The organism is Hydrogenophaga sp. R2 (assembly GCF_049843595.1).
Classification (GTDB): domain Bacteria; phylum Pseudomonadota; class Gammaproteobacteria; order Burkholderiales; family Burkholderiaceae_C; genus Hydrogenophaga.
Genome location: NZ_JBBHZN010000001.1, coordinates 1,492,475 through 1,514,996, shown reverse-complemented (window position 1 = coordinate 1,514,996; position 22,522 = coordinate 1,492,475). Strand labels below are relative to the sequence as shown.

Sequence of the window (22,522 nt, the reverse complement as noted above, 5' to 3'; positions counted from 1 at the left end):
TCAGCCTTTCTTGCCGTCGGTCTTGACCTGGTCGAGCGTGAGGCCGCCCATCTTGATGCAGGTGCCGGCCGGCACGTATTTCCATTCACCCTTGTCGTTGTCGACCTTGGCCTGGCCGGCGCACGAATGGACGCCGTTGACGCTGGCGCAGTCGTTCTGACCGGCCTTGGCGATGCCGAAACACTTCTCCTTGGACTGGGCCATGGCGGGCGTGGCGGCCAGCATCGACAGGGACATCAGGGTGGTGGCAGCAGCGGCGATGAGTTGACGTTGGTTCATGAGAGGACTCCGGTTGAGGTGGAAACATCAGCCCTGGCGGTTCCGGGATCGGATCGATGGCCCTGGCTGTACGTCAGTCGTGTGGTGTTGCGCCTTCTTACGCAGGTGCTGGAAATTTCTTCAGAGCAGGTCGGCGATCCGGTCCCAGGCCTGCGGCGGAATGCGGCCGTGGTAGCTCTCGGCGACTTGCCCCTGCTTGTCCACCAGCCAGGTGGCCGGGAGCACGCCGGGCGCACCGAAGTTGTCGGTGTGCCCGGGTGTGCCTCGCCACAAGGAAGGGTGCCTTTGCGCGGGTGGCAGCGTGATCAGCACCGCCCGTTGATAGACATCGAGCTCGCGCCGGTCGGCGTCGGTGCAGACGGTGACCAGCTCGAAGGGTTGTCCGGCCCAGCCGCGGGCGTTGGCCCGCAGCTCGGGCATCTTGTCGCGGCAGACCGGACAGCCGGTGGACCAGAACACCAGCATCACCACCTTGCCGCGCAGCGCGGCCAGGTCGAAGGGCTGGCCTTCCAGGGTGGTGCTCCTGATCAGCGGCACCGATGGCCCCTGGGCGGCCTGCACCGGCAGGGCAGGCAGGCAGGCAGCGAGTGACAGGGTCAGGACGTGGCGTCGGGTCGGCATCGGGCATCTCCTTGAAATGCCTGTCGGTCGCGGATGGCGCCGTTTCATTACACTGGCCGCCCATGTCGACTCCCGATGTCCCGTTCGACCAGCAGGTGGCCGAACTCCGCCCCTACCTCATGAAGTTCGCGCGGCTGCAGTTGCGCAACGACGCCTGGGCCGAGGACGCGGTGTCCGAAACCCTGCTGGCTGCGCTCAACAAGCCGCAGGCCTTCGAGCGCCGCTCCCAGCTCAAGACCTGGCTGGTGGGCATCCTCAAGCACAAGGTGGTGGACGCGCTGCGCCACCATGGCCGCGAGGTGTGTGTGGGCAGCGACAGCGACGACGAGCGCGAGGACCCGCTGGACCACATGGCCTTCAAGGCCGACGGGCATTTCGCCGAGGCGCCGGCCGAGTGGGGCAACCCGGAGCAGGATCTGGATCAGCGCCAGTTCATGACCATCCTGGAAGCCTGCACCGAGCGCCTGCCGCCGGTGCAGGGACGCCTGTTCCTCATGCGCGAATGGCTGGAGCTGTCGACCGAAGAGATCTGTAAGGAACTGGACCTGACACCGACCAATCTCTACGTGCTGCTGCACCGCGCCCGGCTGCGCCTGCGGGAATGCCTGGAGCAGCACTGGTTTGCACCGACCGCCCGACCATGAAAGCCCGATACCCCTTCCGCCGCACCTGCAAGGAGGCCAGCGCCCTGCTGATCGCCCGGGAAGACCGCGCGCTGCCGTGGCACGAGCGCGTGGCGCTCAAGCTGCATCTGGCGATGTGCGACGCCTGTCCCCGGTTCGAGCGCCAGCTGCTGACCATGCGCCAGGCCATGGGCCGCTGGCGTGCCTACACCGAAGAGGACTGACCGTTCCGGCTCAGTTCAGCAGCGCCTGCGCGAATTCGCGGGCGTCGAAGGTTTCCAGGTCTTCCAGCTTCTCGCCCACGCCGATGAAGTACACCGGCACCGGGTGCTGGCGGGCGATGGCACACAGCACCCCGCCCTTGGCCGTGCCGTCCAGCTTGGTCACCACCAGGCCGGTCAGGCCCAGGGCGTCGTCGAAGGCCTTCACCTGGGCCAGTGCGTTCTGACCGGTGTTGCCGTCGATCACCAGCAGCACCTCGTGGGGCGCGCTGGCCTCGGCCTTCTGCACCACCCGCTTGATCTTGCGCAGCTCTTCCATCAGGTGCAGCTGGGTGGGCAGGCGGCCGGCGGTGTCGACCAGCACCACATCGCGACCGCGCGCCTTGCCGGCGGTGACGGCATCGAAGCTCACCGCCGCCGGGTCGCCGCCCTGCTGGGTGATGATCTCCACCGTGTTGCGGTCGGCCCAGACCGCCAGCTGCTCCCGTGCGGCCGCGCGGAAGGTGTCGGCCGCAGCCAGCAGCACGCTGGCGCCGCTGTGGCTGAGGTGCCGGGTGAGCTTGCCGATGGAGGTGGTCTTGCCGGCACCATTCACGCCGGCCACCATGATCACGGTGGGGCGGTGTTCGCCGATCACCAGCGGCTTCTGCAGCGGCGCCAGCAGGTCGGCAATGGCATCGGCCAGCAGGCCCTTGACCGCCTGCGGGTCGGTGGCCCTGGCTTCCTTCACGCGGCGCTTGAGGTCGTCCAGCAGGTGGGTGGTGGCGGCCACACCGGTGTCGGCCATCAGCAGGGCCGCCTCCAGCTCCTCGTACAGGGCCTCGTCGATGCGGGTGCCGGTGAAGACGGTGGTGATCTGCCCGCCGGTCTTGCGCAGGCCGGCGCGCAGCTTGTCCAGCCAGCCCTGGCGCGGGGCTTCGGCCGCCGGCGTGGGAGCGGGAGCCGGGTCGCTCAGGCCCGCCGGCGGGGCCGAGGGTTCGGTCGCTGCGTCGGCAGGAACAGGGGATTTTTTTCGGAAGAAGGAGAACATTCAGCGGTCTCTGGAATCATCCGGATTCTATGAAACGCCTTTCTCTGCTCTCGCCGGCCCGGGTTTCGACCCTGGCATCGGCCGTGTGGCTGGCCCTGGCCGGCGCCTGCTTCGTCCCCACCGCTCACGCCCAGCCAGCGGCTGCGGCCACTGCCAGCGCCACGGTCCGGCCGGTGCAGTACACCCTGTCCAACGGCATGACGCTCATCGTGCAGCCCGACCGCCGTGCGCCCACCGTGGCCCACATGGTGTGGGTGCGGGTGGGCTCCATCGACGAGGTGGACGGCACCTCCGGCGTGGCCCATGTGCTGGAGCACATGATGTTCAAGGGCACGCCCGACCTGAAGCCCGGCGAGTTCTCGCGCCGTGTGGCCGCGCTGGGTGGCCGCGACAATGCCTTCACCAGCCGCGACGCCACCGCCTACCACCAGCAGGTGCCGGCCGACCGCCTGGAAGACGTGATGCGGCTGGAGGCCGACCGCTTTGCCCGCAACCAGTGGGACGACGCCGAGTTCTTCAAGGAGCTGCAGGTGGTCAAGGAGGAACGTCGCCAGCGCACCGAGGAGTCGCCGCAGGCCCGCATGTTCGAGGCCTTCAATGCCACGCTGTTCCAGACCAGCCCGTACCGCCGGCCCATCATCGGCTGGATGAGCGACCTGGATGCCCTCACGCCGCAGGACGCGCGCGATTTCTACCGGCGCTGGTATGTGCCGGGCAACGCGGCCGTGGTGATCGCCGGTGACGTGGAGCCCGAGCGGGTGCGGGCGCTGGCCGAGAAGCACTTCGGCCGCATCGAGGCCCGCCCGGTGCCGCCGCGCAAGCCGCGCGACGAGGTGGCGCAGACCGGCCCGCGCCGCATGGAATACCGCGCCGTGACCGAACAGTCGCTGGTGACCCTGGCCTGGAAGGCGCCGCGCTGGACCGGCGCCCAGGACGACGCCGACCGCGACGCGCTGGCCCTGACCATGCTGTCGGCCGTGCTCGATGGCTACAGCGGTGCCCGGCTCGACCGCGCGCTGGTGCAGGGCCAGGGCATGGGTGGCAAGCGCGTGGCCGACAGCGCCAGCGCTTCCTTCGGCCTGCTGGGCCGCGGTCCGCAGGTGTTTTCGCTGACCGCGGTGCCGGCCCGGGGCGTGACGCCCGAGATGGCCAGCGCCGCGCTCAAGGCCGAGGTGGCCCGCATCGCCCGCGAAGGCGTGCAGCCGACCGAGCTGCAGCGCGTCAAGACCCAGTGGCGCGCGGGCGAAATCTACAAGCGCGACTCGGTGTTCGGCCAGGCGCAGGAGCTGGGCAGCTACTGGGTGCAAGGACTCGGCCTGGACGGCAGCGACCGCCTCATGGCCGCCCTGGACGCCGTCACGCCGGCCGATGTGCAGCGCGTGGCCGCCCGCTATTTCTCCGACGACCAGCTCACCACCGGCGTGCTGGTGCCGGCCCAACCCTGATCGGTGTCCGTCATGCGTTCCTGCAAATCCCTTCTGCAACACACCCTGGTGGCTGGCCTGCTGGCCGCCGGCATCGGCGCCGCCCAGGCCGCCATTCCCATCGAACACTGGACCCAGCCGTCGGGCGCCCGCGTGTACCTGGTGCGCAGCCCGACCATTCCCATGCTGGACGTGCAGATCGACTTCGACGGCGGCAGCCGGCGCGAGCCGGCCCGCCAGGCCGGTCTGGCCTCGGCCACGGCCGGTCTGCTGTCCGGCGGCGTTGCCGCGCAGGGCGGCCAGCCCGCGCTGGACGAGAACGCGCTCAGCGAAGCCTGGGTCGATCTGGGTGCGCAGTTCGGTGCCAGTGCCGGCAGCGACCGGTTCAGCCTGCAGCTGCGCACCCTGACCCAGCCCGATCTGCTGGAGCGTGCCGTGGCGCTGGCTGCGCGCCAGATGGCCGCGCCCGCCTGGCCGCAGGCGGTGTGGCAGCGCGACCGGGAACGTCTGCTCGCGGCCCTCAAGCAGGCCGAGACCCGGCCCGGCACGCTGGCGGCGCGCACCTTCGCGCAGTCGGTGTTCGGCGACCATCCCTACGGTCAGCAGCCCACGGCCGACAGCTATCGGGCCATCGGCACCGATGACATGCGCGGCTTCTACCGCCGCCATGCCGCCGCCTGCCGCGCGCAGGTGACGATGGTGGGCGCCATCGACCGCGCCCAGGCCGAGCGCATCGCCCAGCGCCTGATGGCCGCCATCGAGCCCAACGGCTGTCAGCCCTTGCCGGCGGTGCCCGAGGTGGCGCCGCTGCAGACCGGTGTGGAGCGCTGGCTGCCCTTTGCCGGCGCGGCCCAGGCCCAGGTGCTGATCGGCCAGCCCGGCATCGCCCGCAACGACCCCGACTTCTTCCCGCTGTTCGTGGGCAACTACATCCTGGGTGGTGGCGGCTTCGTGTCGCGCCTGACCACCGAGGTGCGCGAGAAGCGCGGTCTGAGCTACAGCGTCTACAGCTACTTCTCGCCAGGTCGCCACGCCGGCCCGTTCCAGATCGGCCTGACCACCCGGCCCGACCAGGCCCGTCAGGCGGTGCAGGTGGCGCGCGACGTGGTGCAGCGCTTCGTGCAGGACGGCCCCACCGACGCCGAACTGCAGGGCGCCAAGGACTTCCTCATCAATGGCTTCGGCCTGCGCATCGACAGCAACCGCAAGCTGCTGGACAACGTGGCCAACATCGCCTGGAGCGGCCTGCCGCTGGACTACCTGGACACCTGGACCGAGCAGATCCGGCGGGTCAGCCGAGCCGACATCCAGCGCGCCTTCGCCCGGGTGGTGCAGCCCGAGCGCATGGCCACGGTGGTGGTGGGCGTGCCGGCCGAGTCGCCGCAGGCCTCGGCCCGGTAAGCTCGGGGGATGGCTTCGTCATCTCCCGGCCGCCCCCGCGCGCCCACACCCCGTTACGCCACCGCCCAGGCCCCGCACGAGGTGCGCATCCTGGGCGGCCTGTTCAAACGCAGCAAGCTGCCGGTGGCCGATCTGCCCGGGCTGCGTCCCACGCCGTCCCGGGTGCGCGAGACGCTCTTCAACTGGCTGGGGCAGGACCTGACCGGCCTGCGCTGCATCGACGCCTTTGCCGGCACCGGCGCGCTGGGCCTGGAAGCCGCCTCGCGCGGAGCAGCCGAGGTGCTGCTGGTGGAGCAGGCACCGGCACTGGTGGCATCGCTGCAGGTCACCAGCCAGCGGCTCAAGGCCAGCGCGGTTCGCGTCGAGCGTGGCGATGGCCTGAGCGCCCTGTGCCAGCGCGCCGGCCAGGGCTGGGATGTGGTCTTTCTGGATCCGCCTTTCGAGGCCGAGGCATTGTTCCTGCCGGCGGTGCAGGCCGCAGCCGCCGCCATCGGCCCGCAGGGCCTGGTGTACCTGGAGGCCGCTCGCGACTGGACCGACGAAGAACTCGCGCCGCTGGGCCTGAAGCGCCATCGCCACGCCCGTGCTGGCGCCGTGGCCTTTCACCTGCTGGAGCCCCTGGGCGGATAATCTTGCGATGACTTCTGTCGCCCACATTCGCCGCACCGCCGTGTACAGCGGCACCTTCGACCCGGTCACCCTGGGCCACCAGGACGTGATGCAACGGGCCGCCGGCCTGTTCGACGAGCTGATCGTGGCGGTGGCCCGCGCCCACCACAAGAAGACCCGCTTCGGTCTGGACGAGCGTCTGGCCATGGTGGAAGAGGCAGCGGCCGGCCTGCCGGGTCGCGTGCGCGCCCTGCCGTTCGACGGGCTGATCATGGACTTCTGCCGCCAGCACGGCGCCTGTGCCGTGGTGCGCGGCATCCGCAACCTCACCGACTTCGATTACGAGGCCCAGATGGCCGCCATGAACCGCAAGCTGCACCCCGGGGTGGAAACCGTCTTCCTGCTGCCGCAGGCCGAGCTGCAGTGCATCTCCAGCACCCTGGTGCGCGAGATCGCCACGCTCGGTGGCGACGTGTCGCAGATGGTCAGCCCGGCGGTCGCCCGCCGGCTGCTGCCCTCGCCGCTGCAGGCCTGAGGAGCGGACCATGGCCCTGATGATCACCGACGAGTGCATCAACTGCGACGTCTGCGAACCCGAGTGCCCCAACCAGGCCATCTATATGGGCGAGGAGATCTACGAGATCGACCCGGCCCGCTGCACCGAATGCGTCGGCCACTTCGACGAGCCGCAGTGTGTGCAGGTCTGCCCGGTGGCCTGCATCCCCGTCAACCCGGCCCATGTGGAAAACCGCGAGACGCTGTGGCAGAAGTACCAGCGGCTGCAGAAGGCCGGTCAGGGTTTGTCGGCCGCCGGTGATGCCGGCGCAGCACCTGGGGCCGCGTCGGCCGGCTGAGCCGGCGTCGGCCGTGGCGGCTTGGGCCGCGGGGGCTTGCTGGTGTGGATCAGGGGCGTGGCCCGGTCCATGGCGCCGGCCAGCAGGTGGGGCAGGGCGCGCAGGCTGCGGTCCAGCGCCTGAGCGATGGCAATGCGGTCGTCCGGTGACGGCTTCTTGAGCACCCAGTTCGCCACTTCGTTCTTGTTGCCCGGGTGGCCGATGCCGATGCGCAGGCGCCAGTAGTCGGGGCTGCCCAGCTGGGCATGGATGTCGCGCAGCCCGTTGTGGCCGGCATGCCCGCCACCCTTCTTGAGCTTGACCTCGCCCGGCGGCAGGTCGAGCTCGTCGTGCACCACCAGCACCTCCTCGGGCGCGATCTTGTAGAAGCGCGCCAGCGAGCCCACCGACTTGCCCGAGAGGTTCATGAAGGTCTGCGGCTCCAGCAGCCAGACCGTCTGGCCATCGACGTTGGCGCGGGCCAGCAGCCCGGCGTGGCTGCGGTCGAGCTGCAGCGACACCTTGAGCAGGCGCGCAGCCTCGTCGACCCACCAGAAGCCGGCGTTGTGCCGGGTCTGTTCGTATTCCGGGCCCGGGTTGCCCAGGCCGACGATGAGCTTGATCATGGGGCGCGATTATCCAAAACAAAGGCCCGCGAGAGCGGGCCTTTGTGAGCGAAGAGCAGGGTTCCGGCGCCGGGCCGCCCCAAGCCGGAACGCGCCCCCGTGGGGGGCAGCGACCCGCGAAGCGGCGGAGCGTGGGGGCCCCTGTTTACTTCTTCTTTTTCTTCTTGTCGTCGGCCGGCGCAGCGACCGGAGCGGCCACCACTTCCTCGACCGGCTCCACCACGGTGGCCACGGTGATGTTGGTGCGGCCATGGGTCACCAGCTTGATGCCCTTGGGCAGCTGGATGTCGCCGGTGTGGATGGTGGCGCCTTTTTCGACCTTGCTCAGATCGATGGTGATGTGCTCGGGCAGCTGGGTGGCCAGGCACTCGATCTCGATCTCGGTCATCACGTGGTTGATCAGGCACTTGTCGTTCTTGACGGCCGGCGACTCTTCACCACCCACGAAGTGCAGGGGCACCTTCTTGCGCAGGCGGGTCTTCTCGTCGACGCGCTGGAAGTCCACGTGCAGGACTTGCGGCTTGTACGGGTGGTACTGGACGTCGCGCAGCAGGACCTTGTGCACGGTGCCGGCGAGTTCCATGTCCAGGATGGACGAGTGGAACGCCTCTTTCTTCAGGGCGTGCCACAGGGCGTTGTGATCGAGTTCGATGGTGACGGCCGGGGCGGTGCCACCAAAGACGATACCGGGCGCGCGACCGGTGTTGCGCAGACGGCGGCTCGCACCCGTACCCTGCTTGGCGCGCTCAAAAGCGACGAATTGCATGACTGACTCCTGTTGAGGGGTTCCGCGACCAGAACGCCTCGGGTTGAAAAAGGCCACACCCCACGGCATGGCCTGCTTTTTGTCGCCTCAGAACAGATTGTCCTGATCGGCGAACAAACTCATGACCGACTCGCCCGAGGCGATGCGCGCGATGGTCTCGGCCATCAGCGGCGCCACGGAGAGCTGGCGGATCTTGCCGCAGGCCTGGGCGGACTGCGACAGGGGGATGGTGTTGGTCACGACCACCTCGTCCAGGGCGTTGCCCTTGGCGATGCGCTCGATGGCCGGGCCCGAGAAGATCGGGTGGGTGCAGTAGGCGTAGACGTTTTTGGCACCGCGCTCTTTCAGCACCTCGGCCGCTTTCACCAGCGTGCCGGCGGTGTCGATCATGTCGTCCATGATCACGCAGTTGCGGCCTTCGATGTCGCCGATGACGTGCATCACTTCCGACACGTTGGCCTTGGGCCGGCGCTTGTCGATGATGGCCATGTCGCAGCCCAGCTGCTTGGCCAGCGCACGGGCACGAACCACGCCGCCCACGTCGGGCGAGACCACCAGCAGGTCTTCGTAGTTCTTGGTGCGCAGGTCACCCAGCAGCACCGGCGAGGCGTAGATGTTGTCGACCGGGATGTCGAAGAAACCCTGGATCTGGTCGGCGTGCAGGTCCATGGTGAGGACGCGGTTCACGCCCACGGTCTGCAGCAGGTTGGCCACCACCTTGGCCGAGATCGGCACGCGGGCGGAACGCGGACGGCGGTCCTGGCGGGCGTAGCCGAAGTAGGGAATGACCGCGGAGATGCGCTCGGCGGATGCGCGCTTGAGCGCGTCCACCATGATGAGCAGCTCCATCAGGTTCTCGTTGGTGGGTGCGCAGGTGGACTGGATCACGAACACATGGCGGGCGCGCACGTTCTGGGTGATCTCCACCGTGACCTCGCCGTCGGAGAAGCGGCCGACGTTGGCCGCACCGAGCTGGGTGCCCAGGTGCTGGGCGATCTCGGCCGCCAGCACCGGGTTGGCGTTGCCGGTGAAGATCATGAAATCCGGGGGTTGAATCTGCATGTTGATCCCAGCTTCGCTTCGGCGATGAAAAAGCCGCCCTGCAGTTCTTGCAGGCGGCCTGAGGTCACGTCAAACGTGATGAAAAGGTTTGGCAGGGGAGGAAGGACTCGAACCCTCGCATGCCGGAATCAAAATCCGGTGCCTTTACCAACTTGGCGACTCCCCTACGCAGGACCTCTGTCTGGCTTGCGCCCGGCAGAAGACCGATATTGTCGCAGGTTGCACAACCACCGCGCCCGCTGTTGCCGCGACTTTCAGTCGCCGGCCCAACCGGCCAGGGGATGCACATCCCTGATGCTGCAGACCCGCGTGATCCATCCGGAATCGACAGGCGCCGGGACCGAAACCCCTGACCATCCTTCCGGCAGCACCGCGAAAACCGCCGTGCCCGAACCACTCATTCGCCCCTGCAGACCCTGGCCCTGGAGCCATTCGATGCAGTGCCCGACATCCGGGCAGAGCGCTTGCGCAACGGGTTGCAGGTCGTTGTGTCCCCAGGCCAGAAGTGCATCCAGCCGGTCGACTCGCCAACTTGCCGCCCCGTCTTGTGTGTCGTTTGCAGCAAAGCCTTGGAGTATAGCAGTTTTTGTGTCCCGTTTGAGGTCGGGCGAGCCGAAGATGCGTTGTGTCGAAGCACCGGTGGGCGGCTTCACCAGCAGCAACCGGGCCGGAGGCAGCCGCATTGGCGTGATCTGCTCGCCGATGCCTTCCACCCAGGCCGAATGGCCGCCCACGAAGAACGGCACGTCGGCGCCCAGCTGCACGCCGATCTCCATCAGCGCCCGGCGCGTCAGCCGCAGGTCCCACAGCCGGTTGAGGGCCAGCAGGGTTGAAGCGGCATCGGACGAGCCGCCGCCCAGGCCGGCCTCGGCCGGCAGGTGCTTGTCCAGCGTGATGTCCACGCCCTGCGTGCAGCCGGTGGCGGCCTGCAGCGCACGGGCGGCGCGCACGCACAGGTCGTTGTCGGGCAGCAGGCCCGGCGTGGTGTCGTGGCGCATCACCTGGCCGTCGTCCCGCCAGGCAAAGTCCAGCCGGTCGCACCAGTCGGTCAGTGCAAACACCGACTGCAGCAGGTGGTAGCCGTCGTCACGCCGGCCGGTCACATGCAGGAAGAGATTGACCTTGGCCGGCGCCGGAACGCCCATGAGCCGGGTGAGGGAAGGTGCTTTCAAGGGCGGACGATGATGCGCAGTTCGGCAGCGGGCTGCGGGGATCGGCGCTGGGCCTGGATGCGGCCATCGGCGAAGCCGGCCAGATCGGCCTGCCAGCCGGCGGCCTCGGTGCTGGCGCCGCGCAACCAGTCGAACAGGGCCTGTACCGGCACGGCGGTGCCGGTGAGTTCGGTGGTGAGTTCGTCCAGGCTGCCGCGCCGCGTGACCTGGTCGCCCTGGCGCAGTTCGGCGCCCTGCGGCGACCACAGCACCTGGGCCAGTGTCTGGCCCAGCGGAGAAGTGAGCAGCAGTTCGCCGGCAGTGGCCGAGCCGCGCAGCTCGAAGCCGGCGGCAAACGATTGCGGGCGGGTGCTGTCCACCTTCAGGGCCAGCCGGCCCACCCACACATCCGGCCCGGCGTCGGCGGGGCGGGGCGGTGTGGCACAGCCGGCCAGCGCGGCCGTCAGTGCCAGCGCGGCCAGCCACTGCCGGCGCCCGAGCGCCTTCATGGCTGGACCTGCAACCGTTTCAGGGTGGAGAGCAGCGTCTCGTTGTCGGACGCCGTGATCAGGCCCTCGCGCCAGATCTTGCGCGCCTCGTCCCGCCGTCCGGCCACCCACAGCGCCTCGCCCAGGTGGGCGGCGATCTCGGCGTCCGGCCGCTTGCGGTAGGCGGCACTCAGGATCTCGATGGCGCGGGGCAGGTTGCCCAGGCGGAACTCGACCCAGCCCAGGCTGTCCTGGATGAAGGGATCGTCCGGTGCCATGGACACGGCCTTCTCGATCAGCGCCTTGGCTTCCGGCAGGCGCAGGTTGCGGTCGGCCAGCGAATAGCCCAGGGCGTTGTAGGCGTGGTGGAAGTCCGGCTTGCGCCGGATCAGCTCGCGCAGCAGCCGTTCCATGTCGCCGATGCGTTCGGCTTTCTCTGCCACCATGGCCTGTTCGTACAGCAGGTCGGGGTCTTCCGGGAAACGCTTCACGGCTTCACCGTAGACCTCGTAGGCCTCGCGGAAGGCCTTGAAGTCGCGCAGCAGCTGGGCTTCGGCCAGCAGCTTCAGGCGGGCATCGCCGGGGCGGCGTTCCGGCTGGGCGCGCAGCAGGGCGCGGCCCTCGGCCATGCGGCCCTGGCGGGCCAGCAGCGAGGCGCGGCGCACCTGGGCGGCCATCACGTCTTCCGGGTTCTCGATGCGGTCCAGCCAGGCACCGGCACCTGCAATGTCGCCCTGCTTTTCGGCCACCTGGGCCGCCATCAGGAAGGCCTGGGTCTGCAGGCGGCGCATGCGCGGGTCGGTGGTGCCCTGGGTCAGGCGCAGGAACTGCCCCACCGAACCCTTGGCTTCGGCCAGGGCGTTGTCCTGCAGCTGCACCGAGGCCAGCAGCAGCCAGGCCTCGGCTTCGTCGGGCTGGCGGGTGGTGAGGGACGCCAGCTCGCGGCGGGCATCGCCGTTGCGCTGCAGGTCGATCAGCAGCCGCGCGTAGTTCAGGGCCACGGCGGTGTCGTTGGCGCTGCGCCGGCTGCTGGCATTGATCTGGCGAAGGATCAGCGGCTCGGCATTGCTCTCGCCACGCTCGAACAGTTCCAGCGCCAGCAGGGCGGGGTAGGGCGATGCCGGCTCGGCCGAGTGGCCCTGGCGGGCCGCTTCTAGCGCGGCGGCATTGCGGTTCTGTGCCAGTTCCATGCGGCCCACGGTGGTCCAGGCGGCGGCAGCGGTTTCCGGCTGGGTCAGCGAGGGCGTGACCGCCTCCCGCACCACGGACGCGGCCAGGGCCTTGTCCTGCACCCGCGCAAAGGTCTGGGGGATGGCGTTGAGGGTGTCGCTGCGCTCGGCCAGCGGGGTGTCGCGGATCAGGTCGCGCAGCACCGGTCCGGTTTCGCTCACCCGGTTGAGGGCCAGCAGGATCTGCAGCACGAAACGGTCGGCCTCCAGCGAACCCGGCAGCTCCTGGGCCCAGGCGCGGGCTGCGGCCAGTGCGGCGTCGCCGGAACGGGCCTGCAGCGCCACCTCGACCGCGCGCTGGTAGAGCTGCGGGTCCTTGGCGCGGCGGGCCGCGTCCAGGATGAGCGAGTACCCGGCGCCCGGATCGCCTTCGCGCACGTTCATCTCGCCCAGCAGCAGCTGGTAGAACAGGGGCGCGTTCAGCGACGAATTGACCACCGGCTCCGGCGGTGCTTCGGGGGCGGTCTGGGCCAGCGCGGGCGTGCTGCCCAGGGCCAGCAGCAGGGCGGCGGCCCATGAACGTTGACGGGCGGTCTGCAGGCGTGGCTGGGGGCGCGGTGCAGGGGCAGAGCCAGGGGAGCGACGGGTCATCGGCCCATGATAATGGAAGGCTTTCCGGCCCCCGGCGGCGCTCGGGCATCCCCCCGAGCGGCTGGCGGCCCGTGTCAGCCCAGGTGCGTGCATGCCCGAATTGCCCGAAGTCGAAGTCACCCGACGCAGTTTTGCCCAGCGCATCAGCGGTGCGCAGGTGCGCTCGGTGCGCATGGGCAAACCGCTGCGCTGGCCCCTGGGGGCCGATCCGGCGGGGCTGTGCGGCCAGACGGTGCACGGCGTGGACCGGCGCGGCAAGTACCTGCTGGTCCGCCTGGACGCGGCGGTGCTGCTGCTGCACCTGGGCATGTCGGGCAGCCTGCAGTTCGCCGGCGACCTGCCGCCCGCCGGACCGCACGACCACTTCGAGCTCCACACCGACCGCGGCCTGCTGCGCCTGCACGACCCGCGCCGTTTCGGGGCGGTGGTGTGCGTGCCCGACCTGGCCGACCCGCGTGCCCGCAAGCTGCTGGACGGCCTGGGCGTGGAGCCGCTGGAAGCCGGTTTCGATCCGGTGGTTTTCCACCGGGCGCTGCAGCAGCGCCGCGCCGCCATCAAGCAGGTGCTGCTGGCCGGCGACATCGTGGTGGGGGTGGGCAACATCTACGCGTCGGAGGCGCTGTTCATGGCGGGCATCCGGCCGACCGCCCGGGCCGACCGCATCAGCCGCCCGCGCGCCGCACGGCTGCATGCCGCCATCGTGCAGGTGCTGCACAAGGCGGTGGCCCTGGGCGGCAGTACCTTGCGCGATTTCTCCAGCGCCGAGGGGCAGAGCGGCTACTTCCAGCTCGATGCCCAGGTCTATGGCCGGGCCGGCGAACCCTGCCGCGTGTGTGCCACGGCCATCCGCCAGATCCGCCAGGGGCAGCGCTCCACCTTTTTCTGCCCGGGCTGCCAGAAGCCCTGACGGCCGGTCGATCCGGGGGCGCGGGCCGCACACCCGGCCGGGTATCGGGTGCTATATTGATCCGCAGCCTGCCCGCGACCCATCCACACCCATGAGCTTCATCCAGGAATTCGATCAGCATGGCGCCTGGCGCCGCCAGTTTGCCCTGCGTCTCAAGCTGCTGTCCGAATGGCTGGTCGACAACGACCTGATGGAGCCCGGGGTGCGCGAACGGCTGGACCAGCTCCATGCCCAGGTCCGCAACGACAAGATCATGGTGGCCTTCGTGGCCGAGTTCTCGCGCGGCAAGTCCGAGCTGATCAATGCCATGTTCTTCGCCGGCTATGGCCGCCGCATCATGCCGGCCAGCGCGGGGCGCACCACCATGTGCCCCACCGAACTGGGCTACGACCCCGAGATTCCCCCCTGCCTGCGCCTGCTGCCGATCGAGACCCGGCTGCAGCCGCAGTCGCTGCTGGACTGGCGCGCCGCCACCGAGAAGTGGGAACGCGTCGACCTGGACGTGAACGACCCCAAGCAGCTGGCCAAGGCCATCCAGAAGGTGTCCGAGGTGCGCCGGGTGTCGCAGGACGAGGCCCGGTCGCTGGGCTTCTGGAGCGACGAGACCCCCGAAGACAACCCCCTGCCCGGCAGCGACGGCCTGGTGGAGGTGCCCAAGTGGCGCCACGCCCTCATCAACATGGCGCACCCGCTGCTCAAGCAGGGGCTGGTCATTCTGGACACGCCGGGTCTGAACGCCATCGGTGCCGAACCCGAACTCACGGTCAGCCTGCTGCCGCAGGCGCATGCGGTGGTGTTCATCCTGGGGGCCGACACCGGGGTGACCAAGTCCGACCTCACCATCTGGCGCCAGCACCTGGCCGTGGCCTCGGCCGATGCGGCCTCGCGCCTGGTGGTGCTCAACAAGATCGACACCCTGTGGGACGCGCTGTCCACCACCGAACAGGTGCAGCTGCAGATCGCGGCGCAGCGGGTCGATTCGGCCGAGATCCTGGGTGTGTCGCCCCGCCAGGTGCTGGCGGTGTCGGCCCAGAAGGGGCTGCTGGCCAAGGTCAACGGCGACGACAACCTGCTGGACGCCAGCAACCTGCTGGAGCTGGAGCACGCCCTGGGCGAGGACCTGCTGGCCCAGCGCCGCCGCATCCTGTCTTCTGCGGTGGCCGCCGGCATCCGTTCGCTGCAGGTGGAAACCGGCCGCATGGTGCATGCCCGCACCCGTGACCTGGTGGAACAGATCCAGGAACTCGAAGGCCTGCGCGGCAAGAACGCCGGCGTCATCAAGCAGATGCGGCTGCGCATCGAGCAGGAACAGGCCGAGTTCGACGCCAGCGGCGCACGCATCCAGGCGGTGCGTTCGGTGCACCTGCGCCTGCTCAAGGACCTGTTCGCCCTGCTGGGTTCCACCCACCTGCGCAACGAGGTGTCGGCCCTGGCCAAGGCACTCAAGGCGCCCGGCATCAAGCTGGGCGTGCGCCGCGCCTACGACGACACCTTCAGCCGCCTGCGGGCCGATCTGGACAAGGCCCAGCGCATGGCGGCCGACATCCAGGCCATGCTGGACGGCAGCTTCCGCAGCCTGAATGCCGAATACGGTTTTTCGCTGCAGGTGCCCACGCCGCCCGATCTGGCCCGTTTCGGCCAGGAGCTGGTGCTGATCGAGAAGAGCCACCTGCAGTACCTCAGCCTGGGCAACGCCCTGCGCCTGGCCCAGCCCGAGTTCGCCGAACGCCTGGCCCGCGCCCTCATGAGCAGGCTGCGCACGGTGTACGACAGCGCGGTCAACGAGGTGGAGATCTGGAACAAGTCGGCAGCGGCCCAGTTCGACAGCCAGCTGCGCGACCGCCGCCGGCACTTCACGCGGCGCATCGAGGCGGTTTCGCGCATCCAGCAGGCCGCCGGCGGCCTGGACGAGCGCATCACCGAACTGCAGGGCATGCAGGCCGCGCTCACCCAGGTGGACGCCAAGCTGGCCGAACTCACCGAGCTGCTGACCGCACCGGTGGCTGAAGACACCGCCGAGCCACTGTCGGTATGAGCCGCGGGGACCTGCCACTGCCGGTCGCATGGCCGGCAGGGTTGCCGCAAGGGTTCGCCCCGGCGCTGATCGCCTGGCAGCGGCGCGAAGGCCGCCACGGCCTGCCCTGGCAGGGCACGCGCGATCCCTACCGCGTGTGGCTCTCCGAGATCATGCTGCAGCAGACGCAGGTGTCGACCGTGCTGTCGTACTACCCGCGCTTTCTGGCGCGGTTCCCCGATGTGGCCTCGCTGGCCGCTGCGCCGGTGGACGATGTCATGGCCCTGTGGAGCGGCCTGGGTTACTACAGCCGGGCCCGCAACCTGCACCGCTGTGCCCAGGCCGTCGTGAACGACTGGGGCGGCGCATTCCCGCAGCGTTCGGCCGATCTGGCCACCTTGCCCGGCATCGGCGCCTCCACCGCAGCGGCCATTGCGTCGTTCTGTTTCGGTGAACGCGTGTCCATCCTGGACGGCAACGTGCGGCGGGTGCTCACCCGCCTGCTGGCCTTCGACGCCGACCTGGCCCAGGCCGGTCCCCAGCGCCAGCTCTGGGACCTGGCCCAGGCCCTGGTGCAGCCCGATGCCGACGCCCAGGACATGGCCGCCTACACCCAGGGCCTGATGGACCTGGGCGCCACCGTGTGCACCCGCACCCGCCCGTCGTGCGCCCTGTGCCCGGTGCAGGACCGGTGCGAGGGCCGGCGCCATGGCGACCCGACCCGGTTCCCGGTGCGCACCCGCCGCCTGGTGCGCCGCTTCGAGGCCTGGTGGCTGCTGCTGATCGAACGGCCGACGGCCGATGGCTCCACCGAGCTGTGGCTGCAGAAGCGACCGGAGCGCGGCATCTGGGCCGGGCTGTTCTGCCCGCCGGTGTTCGACAACCGGGATGCGCTGGTGGAGGCGGTTCCGCCCGCCCTGGCCGACCATCTGAACGAGGGCGATGCCGTGGCCCACGCCCTGACCCACCGCGAGCTGCGGCTGCACCCGGTGGCGGTGCACTGGCCGGCCGATGCAGGCGTGCCCTGCGGCGACGATGCCGGTCGATGGGTGCGGCGCGACCAGCTGGCCACGGTGGGCCTGCCGGCGCCGGTGCGCCCCTGGCTGGAGGCCTGAGGGCGCAGCGGCCCGGGCCTCAGCCCTGGCCGGGGCGGGGCCAGTGGTCGGATTCGCGGTGCCGCACCCGCAGCGTCCACCGCCCGGCAAAGTGCCGCGCGAGTTGTTCGGCCAGGTACACCGAGCGGTGCTGGCCCCCGGTGCAGCCCAGTGCCACGGTGACATAGCTGCGGTGGTCGCGCACCATGGACGGCAGCCAGGCTTCCAGGAAGTCGGTGATCTGCGCCTGCATGCGCCGCACCTCTTCCTGCGCCTGCAGGTACTCGGCCACCGGCGCGTCGCGGCCGGTCAGCGGCTTGAGCTCGGGTTCGTAATGCGGGTTGGGCAGCATGCGCACGTCGAACACGAAATCGGCGTCCATGGGAATGCCGCGCTTGAAGGCAAACGACTCGAACACCAGCGTGAGCGGCCGCGCCTCGGGGCCGACCAGGTCCTGCAGCTCCTGGCGCAGTTGCAGCGGCCGCGCCAGGCTGGTGTCGAGCACCAGCGACTGTTCGCGCAGTTCGGCCAGCAGTTCGCGTTCGCGCTCGATGGCTTCGATCAGCGCGTTCTGGGCATCGCCGTCGGCCCGCTGCCGCACCGACAGCGGATGCGCACGGCGCGTTTCCGAGAAGCGCCGCACCAGCGTGTCGGTGGTGGCATCCAGAAAGATGGAGGTGACCTGCAGCGGCCGGTCCTGCCGCTGCCGCAGGTTCTGGAGCTTGCTCGGCAGGCCGGGCAGGGCGTCGGCACTGCGCACGTCCATGGCCACGGCCACGCGGCGGGCCTGCCGGTTCTGCTCCAGCTCCATGAAGGCGGCCAGCAGCTCGGGCGGCAGGTTGTCCACGCAATAGAAGCCCAGGTCTTCCAGCGCGGCCAGCGCCACCGACTTGCCGGAGCCGGACATGCCGGTGATGAGCACCAGCTGGCGGGGCGTGGTGGTGGTGTTCATGCGCCCAGCAGCTCGCGCGCATGCGCCAGCGAAATGTCGGACGACTCGCCGCCGCCGAGCATGCGGGCGAGCTCGCGCACGCGGGCCTCGTGGTCGATGGGCTGCACCGTGCTCAGCGTCTGCTGACCCTGGCGCTGCTTGCTGACCTGCAGGTGGTGGTGGGCGCAGGCGGCCACCTGGGGCAGGTGGGTCACGGCCAGCACCTGGCGGTCGCGGCCCAGTTGCTGCAGCAGCCGGCCCACGGTGTGGGCCACCGCGCCGCCGACGCCGGAATCCACCTCGTCGAAGATCAGCGTGGGGGCCTGGCCCAGCTGGCTGGTCACCACCGACAGGGCCAGCGCGATGCGGGAGAGTTCGCCGCCCGAGGCCACCTTGCCCACCGGGCGTGGCGTGGCGCCTGCGTGGCCGGCCACGCGGAACTCCACCGCCTCCCAGCCGTGGGCCTGGGCTTCTTCCAGGCGCGACAGACCCACCTCGAAACGGCCGCCCTGCATGCCCAGCGTCTGCATGGTGGCGGTCACTGCCTCGGACAGGCGCGGCGCGGCCTTCTCGCGGGTCTGGCTGACTTTCCGGGCAGCGGCCTCGAATGCTTTCCAGGCGGCGCGCTCGGTGGCCTGCAGGGTGTCCAGGTCCAGCGCGGCGTCCAGGCCGGCCAGCTCAGTCTTCCACTGCGCGTGCAGGGCGGCCAGTTCTTCGGGCGGGCGGCGGTAGCGGCGCGCCAGCGACACCCACTGGCCCAGGCGCTCGTCCAGCACGGCCAGGCGGGCGGGGTCGAGGTCGGTGTGGCGCTGCAGCTGGTGCAGCTCGTGCACCGAGTCCTGCACCTGGGCCAGCGCGGCTTCCAGCGATTCCAGCGGTGCGGCAAAACGCGGCTCCACCGCCACCAGCCCTTGCAGTGCCGACACCGCGCGGCTGATGAGCGTGGCGGCGCTGCCGTCGTCTTCGTCCAGCACCTGCACCGCCAGCGCGGTGGCATCGATGAGCGACTGCGCGTTGGCCAGCCGCGCATGCTGGGCATTGAGCTCGGCCCATTCGTCCGCACCGGGCGAGAGCTTGTCGAGTTCGGCGATCTGCCACTGCAGGCGTTCGGCGTCCTGCTGCAGGCTGGCCTGTTGTTCGCGGGCGGCATCGAGTGCCTTGCGGTGCTGGCGCCAGCCCTGCCAGGCCTGGCGCACCGGGGTGGTGTCGGTGCCGGCATAGGCATCGAGCAGGTCGCGCACGGCGTCCGACCGGGTCAGGCTTTGCCAGGCGTGCTGGCCGTGGATGTCCACCAGGTGGTCGGCCACGGCGCGCAGCTGGGTGGCGGTGGCGGCGCTGCCATTGATCCAGGCGCGGCTGCGGCCTTCGGTGTCCACCGTGCGGCGCAGCAGCAGGGTGTCGTCGGTGGCAAAGCCCTGCTCGTCCAGCCAGGGCGCCAGGGCCGGGGGGCAGTCGAACTCGGCGGCCACTTCGCAGCGCTGCGCGCCTTCGCGCACCACGCCGGCGTCGGCCCGGCTGCCCAGGGCCAGCTGCAGTGCGTCGATCAGGATGGACTTGCCCGCGCCGGTCTCACCGGTGAGCACGCTGAAGCCGGACGACAGGTCCAGATCCAGGCTTTGCACGATGACGAAATCCCGCAGGGCGATGCGTCGAAGGCTCATGGTGGGGCGAGTGACGGTGGGGCTGCAACAGGTCGCAAACCGCCATTGTCGTGCAGGCTCAGCCCCCTTCGTTCCAGTGGAGTTTCTTGCGCAGGGTGTCGAAGTAGCTCCAGCCCGACGGATGGAGCAGGCGAAGCGCATGTTCCGACTTGCGCACCACGATGCGGTCGCCGTGCAGCAGACTGGTGAGCGACTGCATGTCGAAGTTGGCGCTGGCGTCGCGGCCGGAGACGATCTCCACCGCGATCTCGCAGGTGTAGGGCAGCACCACCGGCCGGTTGGACAGGGTGTGCGGCGCAATCGGCACCATCACCCAGCCGCCGATGCCCGGGTGCAGCAGTGGCCCGCCGGCCGACAGCGCGTAGGCGGTGGAGCCGGTGGACGACGCGATGATCAGGCCGTCGGCGCGCTGGTTGGCCACGAAATGCCCGTCCACCTCCACCCGCAGCTCGATCATGCTGGCCACGCCGCCCCGGTTGACCACCACATCGTTGAGCGCCGTGGCCTCGAACACGCAGCGGCCGTCGCGCCAGACGCTGGCGGCCATCAAGGCGCGCGAGTCTTCCTCGAAGTTGCCGTGCAGGATGGCGCGCAGCGAATCCCGGTAGTCCTCGAAGGCGATGTCGGTGATGAAGCCCAGCCGCCCCTGGTTGATGCCCACCAGCGGCACGCCGTGGCGGGCCAGCTGCCGGCCGATGCCCAGCATGGTGCCGTCGCCGCCGACCACCAGGGCCAGATCGCACTGCGCGCCGATGGCGGCCACGCTGAGGGCCGGAAAGTTGCTCAGACCGGTGTTGAGCGCGGTCTGCTCTTCCAGCGACACCACGCAGCCCTCGTCCTGCAGGAAGTGCGCGATCTCGTCCACCGCCTTGCGCGACCCCGGTGCGTGGTACTTGCCGACGATCACCACATGGGCAAAGCGCAGCGGGCGGCGCGGCCGGCTGGCAGCGGGGCGGGACGGGGCAGGCGAGGGCATGGGCAAATTACAACATAGGGATGTGGCGCCCCAGGGGCGGCGCCCGTCCGTAAAATCCCGCCCATGCTCGACGATCGCGCCAAGTTGTTGCTCAAGGCCCTGGTGGAGCGGTACATCGCCGACGGCCAGCCCGTGGGCTCCCGCACCCTGGCCAAGGCCACCGGCATGGACCTCTCGCCGGCGACCATCCGCAACGTCATGAGCGACCTGGAGGAGCTGGGCCTGATCGCCAGTCCGCACACCTCGGCCGGTCGCATTCCCACCGCGCGCGGTTACCGGCTGTTTGTGGACACCATGCTCACGGTGCGCCGCGAGAGCCTGGTGGCGCCGGTGCCCGACATCACCGCGCCCAACATCGACCCCAGCCAGCCGCACCGCGTGATCAGCCATGCGGCCAACCTGCTGTCCAACCTGTCGCAGTTCGTGGGGGTGGTCATGGCGCCGCGGCGGACATCGGTGTTCCGCCACATCGAATTCCTGAGCCTGTCGGAGCGGCGGGTGCTGGTCATCATCGTCTCGCCCGATGGCGACGTGCAGAACCGCATCATCCATACCCAGGTCAACTTCAGCCAGTCGCAGCTGCTGGAGGCGGCCAACTTCCTCAACGCCCACTACGCCGGCCTCACCATGGAGGCGGTGCGTGAACGTCTCAAGACCGAGCTGGACGCCCTGCGCGGCGAGATCGCCGATCTGATGAAGGCTGCCGTCGACATCGGCGCCGAGCCGGAATCCGGTCAGGACGAGGTGGTGGTGGCCGGCGAACGCAACCTGCTGTCGGTGTCCGAGTTCTCCAGCGACATGGGCAACCTGCGCCGGCTGTTCGACCTGTTCGAGCAGAAGACCCAGCTGGTGCGCCTGCTCGATGTGTCGGCCCAGGCCGACGGGGTGCGCATCTACATCGGCGGCGAGAGCCAGGTGGTGCCCTACGAGGACCTGTCGGTCGTGACCGCGCCCTACGAAGTGGACGGCCAGGTGGTCGGCACACTGGGCGTCATCGGCCCGCAGCGCATGCCCTACGACCGCATGATCCAGATCGTGGACGTGACCGCCAAGCTGGTCAGCAACGCCCTGAGCCACGGCAAGTAACCGCCTACAATCCGCCGCTTTCGGGCCGTTAGCTCAGTTGGTCAGAGCAGGGGACTCATAATCCCTTGGTCGTTGGTTCAAGTCCAACACGGCCTACCAACCCGCTCCGTCATGCGGGGTGTTCGTGCAGCAGGTTTCGCGTCTCGATTTGCGAAACCACCAAAAATGCTGCTATACTTCAAGGCTTCGCGGCTGTAGCTCAGTTGGATAGAGTACTTGGCTACGAACCAAGGGGTCGTGGGTTCGAATCCTGCCAGCCGCGCCACTACAAAAAGCCTGCAGCCACAAGCTGCAGGCTTTTTTCTTGCCTGTGTTGATCGTGTTCATGCCCGTCCTTCCATGAGCAAAGCCTTCACCAAAGAGTCCGATCAGGACGACGATGACGAAGCCGGCGGCCTGCCGCCGCTGCCGCCGGGTGGCAAGAACTACATCACCCGACCCGGCTACGACCGGCTGCGCGCCGAGCTGTTCCAGCTCATGGACGAGGAGCGGCCGAAGATCGTGGAGATCGTGCACTGGGCGGCCAGCAATGGCGACCGCTCCGAGAACGGCGACTACCTCTACGGCAAGAAGCGCCTGCGCGAGATCGACCGCCGCATCCGTTTCCTGACCCGCCGGCTGGAGATCGCCGAGGTGGTCGATCCCTCGCTGCACCACGGCAACGACCAGGTGTTCTTCGGCGCCACCGTCACCTATGCCGACGAACAGGGCCAAGAGACCACGGTGACCATCATGGGCGTGGACGAGGCCGACAGCGCCAGCGGGCAGATCAGCTGGATCTCGCCGGTGGCACGCGCTCTCATCAAGGCGCGTGTGGGTGACGTGGTGAAGCTGGCCGTGCCCGGCGGACTGCAGGAGCTCGAAGTGCTCGACGTCCGCTACCCCGCACCCGCCTGAGC

At 69.5% G+C, this 22,522-nt stretch carries 24 protein-coding genes and 3 tRNA genes; 14 read left to right on the top strand and 13 right to left on the bottom strand.

Features of this window, described 5'->3' with window-relative positions:
* Both WD026_RS07360 and WD026_RS07355 read right to left on the bottom strand, forming a co-directional pair.
* Complete coding sequence (locus tag WD026_RS07360; RefSeq protein ID WP_425722965.1) at positions 1 to 279, bottom strand: DUF2282 domain-containing protein; 279 nt, start codon at positions 277 to 279, stop codon at positions 1 to 3.
* 120 nt (positions 280 to 399) lie between these two features.
* On the bottom strand, positions 400 to 900 hold the full coding sequence (locus WD026_RS07355) for a TlpA family protein disulfide reductase (RefSeq protein WP_425722964.1): 501 nt from the start codon (positions 898 to 900) through the stop codon (positions 400 to 402).
* A 62-nt stretch (positions 901 to 962) separates the two neighbouring features.
* Between WD026_RS07355 and WD026_RS07350 the strand changes: the two genes are divergently transcribed.
* The gene (locus tag WD026_RS07350) at positions 963 to 1,544 is read left to right on the top strand and encodes a sigma-70 family RNA polymerase sigma factor (protein ID WP_425722963.1); all 582 of its coding nucleotides are present in this window, start codon (positions 963 to 965) and stop codon (positions 1,542 to 1,544) included.
* Positions 1,541 to 1,747 carry a zf-HC2 domain-containing protein gene (locus WD026_RS07345; RefSeq protein ID WP_425722962.1) on the top strand — a complete coding sequence of 69 codons (207 nt, stop codon included), beginning with the start codon at positions 1,541 to 1,543 and terminating at the stop codon, positions 1,745 to 1,747. Before WD026_RS07350 ends, WD026_RS07345 begins: the two co-directional genes overlap by 4 nt.
* Positions 1,748 to 1,757: 10 nt before the next feature.
* Here the strand turns inward: WD026_RS07345 and ftsY are convergent, their stop codons facing one another.
* Complete coding sequence (gene ftsY, locus WD026_RS07340) at positions 1,758 to 2,774, bottom strand: signal recognition particle-docking protein FtsY (protein WP_425722961.1); 1,017 nt, start codon at positions 2,772 to 2,774, stop codon at positions 1,758 to 1,760.
* Positions 2,775 to 2,803: 29 nt separating this feature from the next.
* On the opposite strand from ftsY, the gene WD026_RS07335 reads away from it, so the two are divergent.
* The 5 genes from WD026_RS07335 to WD026_RS07315 are packed head-to-tail and all read left to right on the top strand — an operon-like array spanning position 2,804 to position 7,062.
* Entirely contained in the window at positions 2,804 to 4,219 is a 1,416-nt protein-coding gene (locus tag WD026_RS07335) for a M16 family metallopeptidase (RefSeq protein ID WP_425722960.1), read from the top strand.
* A gap of 12 nt (positions 4,220 to 4,231) precedes the next feature.
* Positions 4,232 to 5,599, top strand: coding sequence for a M16 family metallopeptidase (locus WD026_RS07330; RefSeq protein ID WP_425722959.1), 1,368 nt, complete (start codon positions 4,232 to 4,234; stop codon positions 5,597 to 5,599).
* Positions 5,600 to 5,608: 9 nt separating this feature from the next.
* Positions 5,609 to 6,229: a 16S rRNA (guanine(966)-N(2))-methyltransferase RsmD gene (gene rsmD / locus WD026_RS07325; protein WP_425722958.1), complete on the top strand. Its 621-nt coding sequence runs from the start codon at positions 5,609 to 5,611 to the stop codon at positions 6,227 to 6,229.
* Between the two features lie 7 nt (positions 6,230 to 6,236).
* A complete protein-coding gene (coaD, locus tag WD026_RS07320; protein ID WP_425722957.1) occupies positions 6,237 to 6,743 on the top strand; it encodes a pantetheine-phosphate adenylyltransferase in 507 nt (168 codons plus the stop codon).
* Positions 6,744 to 6,753: 10 nt separating this feature from the next.
* On the top strand, positions 6,754 to 7,062 hold the full coding sequence (locus WD026_RS07315; protein WP_425722956.1) for a YfhL family 4Fe-4S dicluster ferredoxin: 309 nt from the start codon (positions 6,754 to 6,756) through the stop codon (positions 7,060 to 7,062).
* On the opposite strand, the gene pth is transcribed toward WD026_RS07315, so the two are convergent.
* The 7 genes from pth to WD026_RS07280 form a co-directional block, all read right to left on the bottom strand.
* Positions 7,002 to 7,667, bottom strand: coding sequence for an aminoacyl-tRNA hydrolase (pth, locus tag WD026_RS07310; protein ID WP_425722955.1), 666 nt, complete (start codon positions 7,665 to 7,667; stop codon positions 7,002 to 7,004). The two genes, WD026_RS07315 and pth, sit on opposite strands and share 61 nt — an antisense overlap.
* A 145-nt stretch (positions 7,668 to 7,812) precedes the next feature.
* Positions 7,813 to 8,433 carry a 50S ribosomal protein L25/general stress protein Ctc gene (locus WD026_RS07305; protein ID WP_425722954.1) on the bottom strand — a complete coding sequence of 207 codons (621 nt, stop codon included), beginning with the start codon at positions 8,431 to 8,433 and terminating at the stop codon, positions 7,813 to 7,815.
* An 87-nt stretch (positions 8,434 to 8,520) separates the two neighbouring features.
* The gene (locus WD026_RS07300) at positions 8,521 to 9,495 is read right to left on the bottom strand and encodes a ribose-phosphate pyrophosphokinase (protein ID WP_425722953.1); all 975 of its coding nucleotides are present in this window, start codon (positions 9,493 to 9,495) and stop codon (positions 8,521 to 8,523) included.
* 89 nt (positions 9,496 to 9,584) lie between these two features.
* Positions 9,585 to 9,661: transfer RNA gene (locus tag WD026_RS07295), tRNA-Gln, on the bottom strand.
* An 88-nt stretch (positions 9,662 to 9,749) separates the two neighbouring features.
* Positions 9,750 to 10,640, bottom strand: coding sequence for a 4-(cytidine 5'-diphospho)-2-C-methyl-D-erythritol kinase (ispE, locus tag WD026_RS07290; RefSeq protein WP_425723216.1), 891 nt, complete (start codon positions 10,638 to 10,640; stop codon positions 9,750 to 9,752).
* A gap of 23 nt (positions 10,641 to 10,663) precedes the next feature.
* Positions 10,664 to 11,155, bottom strand: coding sequence for a lipoprotein insertase outer membrane protein LolB (locus WD026_RS07285; RefSeq protein WP_425722952.1), 492 nt, complete (start codon positions 11,153 to 11,155; stop codon positions 10,664 to 10,666).
* Positions 11,152 to 12,954, bottom strand: coding sequence for a tetratricopeptide repeat protein (locus WD026_RS07280; protein ID WP_425722951.1), 1,803 nt, complete (start codon positions 12,952 to 12,954; stop codon positions 11,152 to 11,154). The genes WD026_RS07285 and WD026_RS07280 overlap by 4 nt, the downstream gene beginning before the upstream one ends.
* 91 nt (positions 12,955 to 13,045) lie before the next feature.
* Here WD026_RS07280 and mutM point away from each other — a divergent pair, with 91 nt between their 5' ends.
* From mutM to mutY, 3 genes are all read left to right on the top strand, one after another.
* On the top strand, positions 13,046 to 13,861 hold the full coding sequence (mutM, locus tag WD026_RS07275; protein ID WP_425722950.1) for a bifunctional DNA-formamidopyrimidine glycosylase/DNA-(apurinic or apyrimidinic site) lyase: 816 nt from the start codon (positions 13,046 to 13,048) through the stop codon (positions 13,859 to 13,861).
* Positions 13,862 to 13,952: 91 nt separating this feature from the next.
* Positions 13,953 to 15,896 (top strand): dynamin family protein, encoded by a 1,944-nt coding sequence (locus WD026_RS07270; protein WP_425722949.1) that lies wholly within the window; start codon positions 13,953 to 13,955, stop codon positions 15,894 to 15,896.
* Positions 15,893 to 16,990 carry an A/G-specific adenine glycosylase gene (gene mutY, locus WD026_RS07265; RefSeq protein WP_425722948.1) on the top strand — a complete coding sequence of 366 codons (1,098 nt, stop codon included), beginning with the start codon at positions 15,893 to 15,895 and terminating at the stop codon, positions 16,988 to 16,990. The genes WD026_RS07270 and mutY overlap by 4 nt, the downstream gene beginning before the upstream one ends.
* A gap of 19 nt (positions 16,991 to 17,009) precedes the next feature.
* On the opposite strand, the gene rapZ is transcribed toward mutY, so the two are convergent.
* Genes rapZ through WD026_RS07250 form a run of 3 tightly spaced genes read right to left on the bottom strand, consistent with a single transcriptional unit; the run spans position 17,010 to position 20,537 of the window.
* On the bottom strand, positions 17,010 to 17,921 hold the full coding sequence (rapZ, locus tag WD026_RS07260; RefSeq protein WP_425722947.1) for an RNase adapter RapZ: 912 nt from the start codon (positions 17,919 to 17,921) through the stop codon (positions 17,010 to 17,012).
* Positions 17,918 to 19,561: a DNA repair protein RecN gene (gene recN, locus WD026_RS07255; RefSeq protein ID WP_425722946.1), complete on the bottom strand. Its 1,644-nt coding sequence runs from the start codon at positions 19,559 to 19,561 to the stop codon at positions 17,918 to 17,920. Before recN ends, rapZ begins: the two co-directional genes overlap by 4 nt.
* Before the next feature lie 58 nt (positions 19,562 to 19,619).
* Complete coding sequence (locus WD026_RS07250) at positions 19,620 to 20,537, bottom strand: NAD kinase (RefSeq protein ID WP_425722945.1); 918 nt, start codon at positions 20,535 to 20,537, stop codon at positions 19,620 to 19,622.
* Positions 20,538 to 20,600: 63 nt separating this feature from the next.
* Between WD026_RS07250 and hrcA the strand changes: the two genes are divergently transcribed.
* The 4 genes from hrcA (at position 20,601) to greB (ending at position 22,520) form a co-directional block, all read left to right on the top strand.
* Positions 20,601 to 21,623: a heat-inducible transcriptional repressor HrcA gene (gene hrcA / locus WD026_RS07245; protein WP_425722944.1), complete on the top strand. Its 1,023-nt coding sequence runs from the start codon at positions 20,601 to 20,603 to the stop codon at positions 21,621 to 21,623.
* 22 nt (positions 21,624 to 21,645) lie between these two features.
* Positions 21,646 to 21,722: transfer RNA gene (locus WD026_RS07240), tRNA-Ile, on the top strand.
* A gap of 89 nt (positions 21,723 to 21,811) precedes the next feature.
* A tRNA-Arg gene (locus tag WD026_RS07235) sits at positions 21,812 to 21,888 on the top strand.
* 74 nt (positions 21,889 to 21,962) lie between these two features.
* Complete coding sequence (gene greB, locus WD026_RS07230) at positions 21,963 to 22,520, top strand: transcription elongation factor GreB (RefSeq protein WP_425722943.1); 558 nt, start codon at positions 21,963 to 21,965, stop codon at positions 22,518 to 22,520.
* The last annotated feature ends 2 nt before the right edge of the window (positions 22,521 to 22,522 follow it).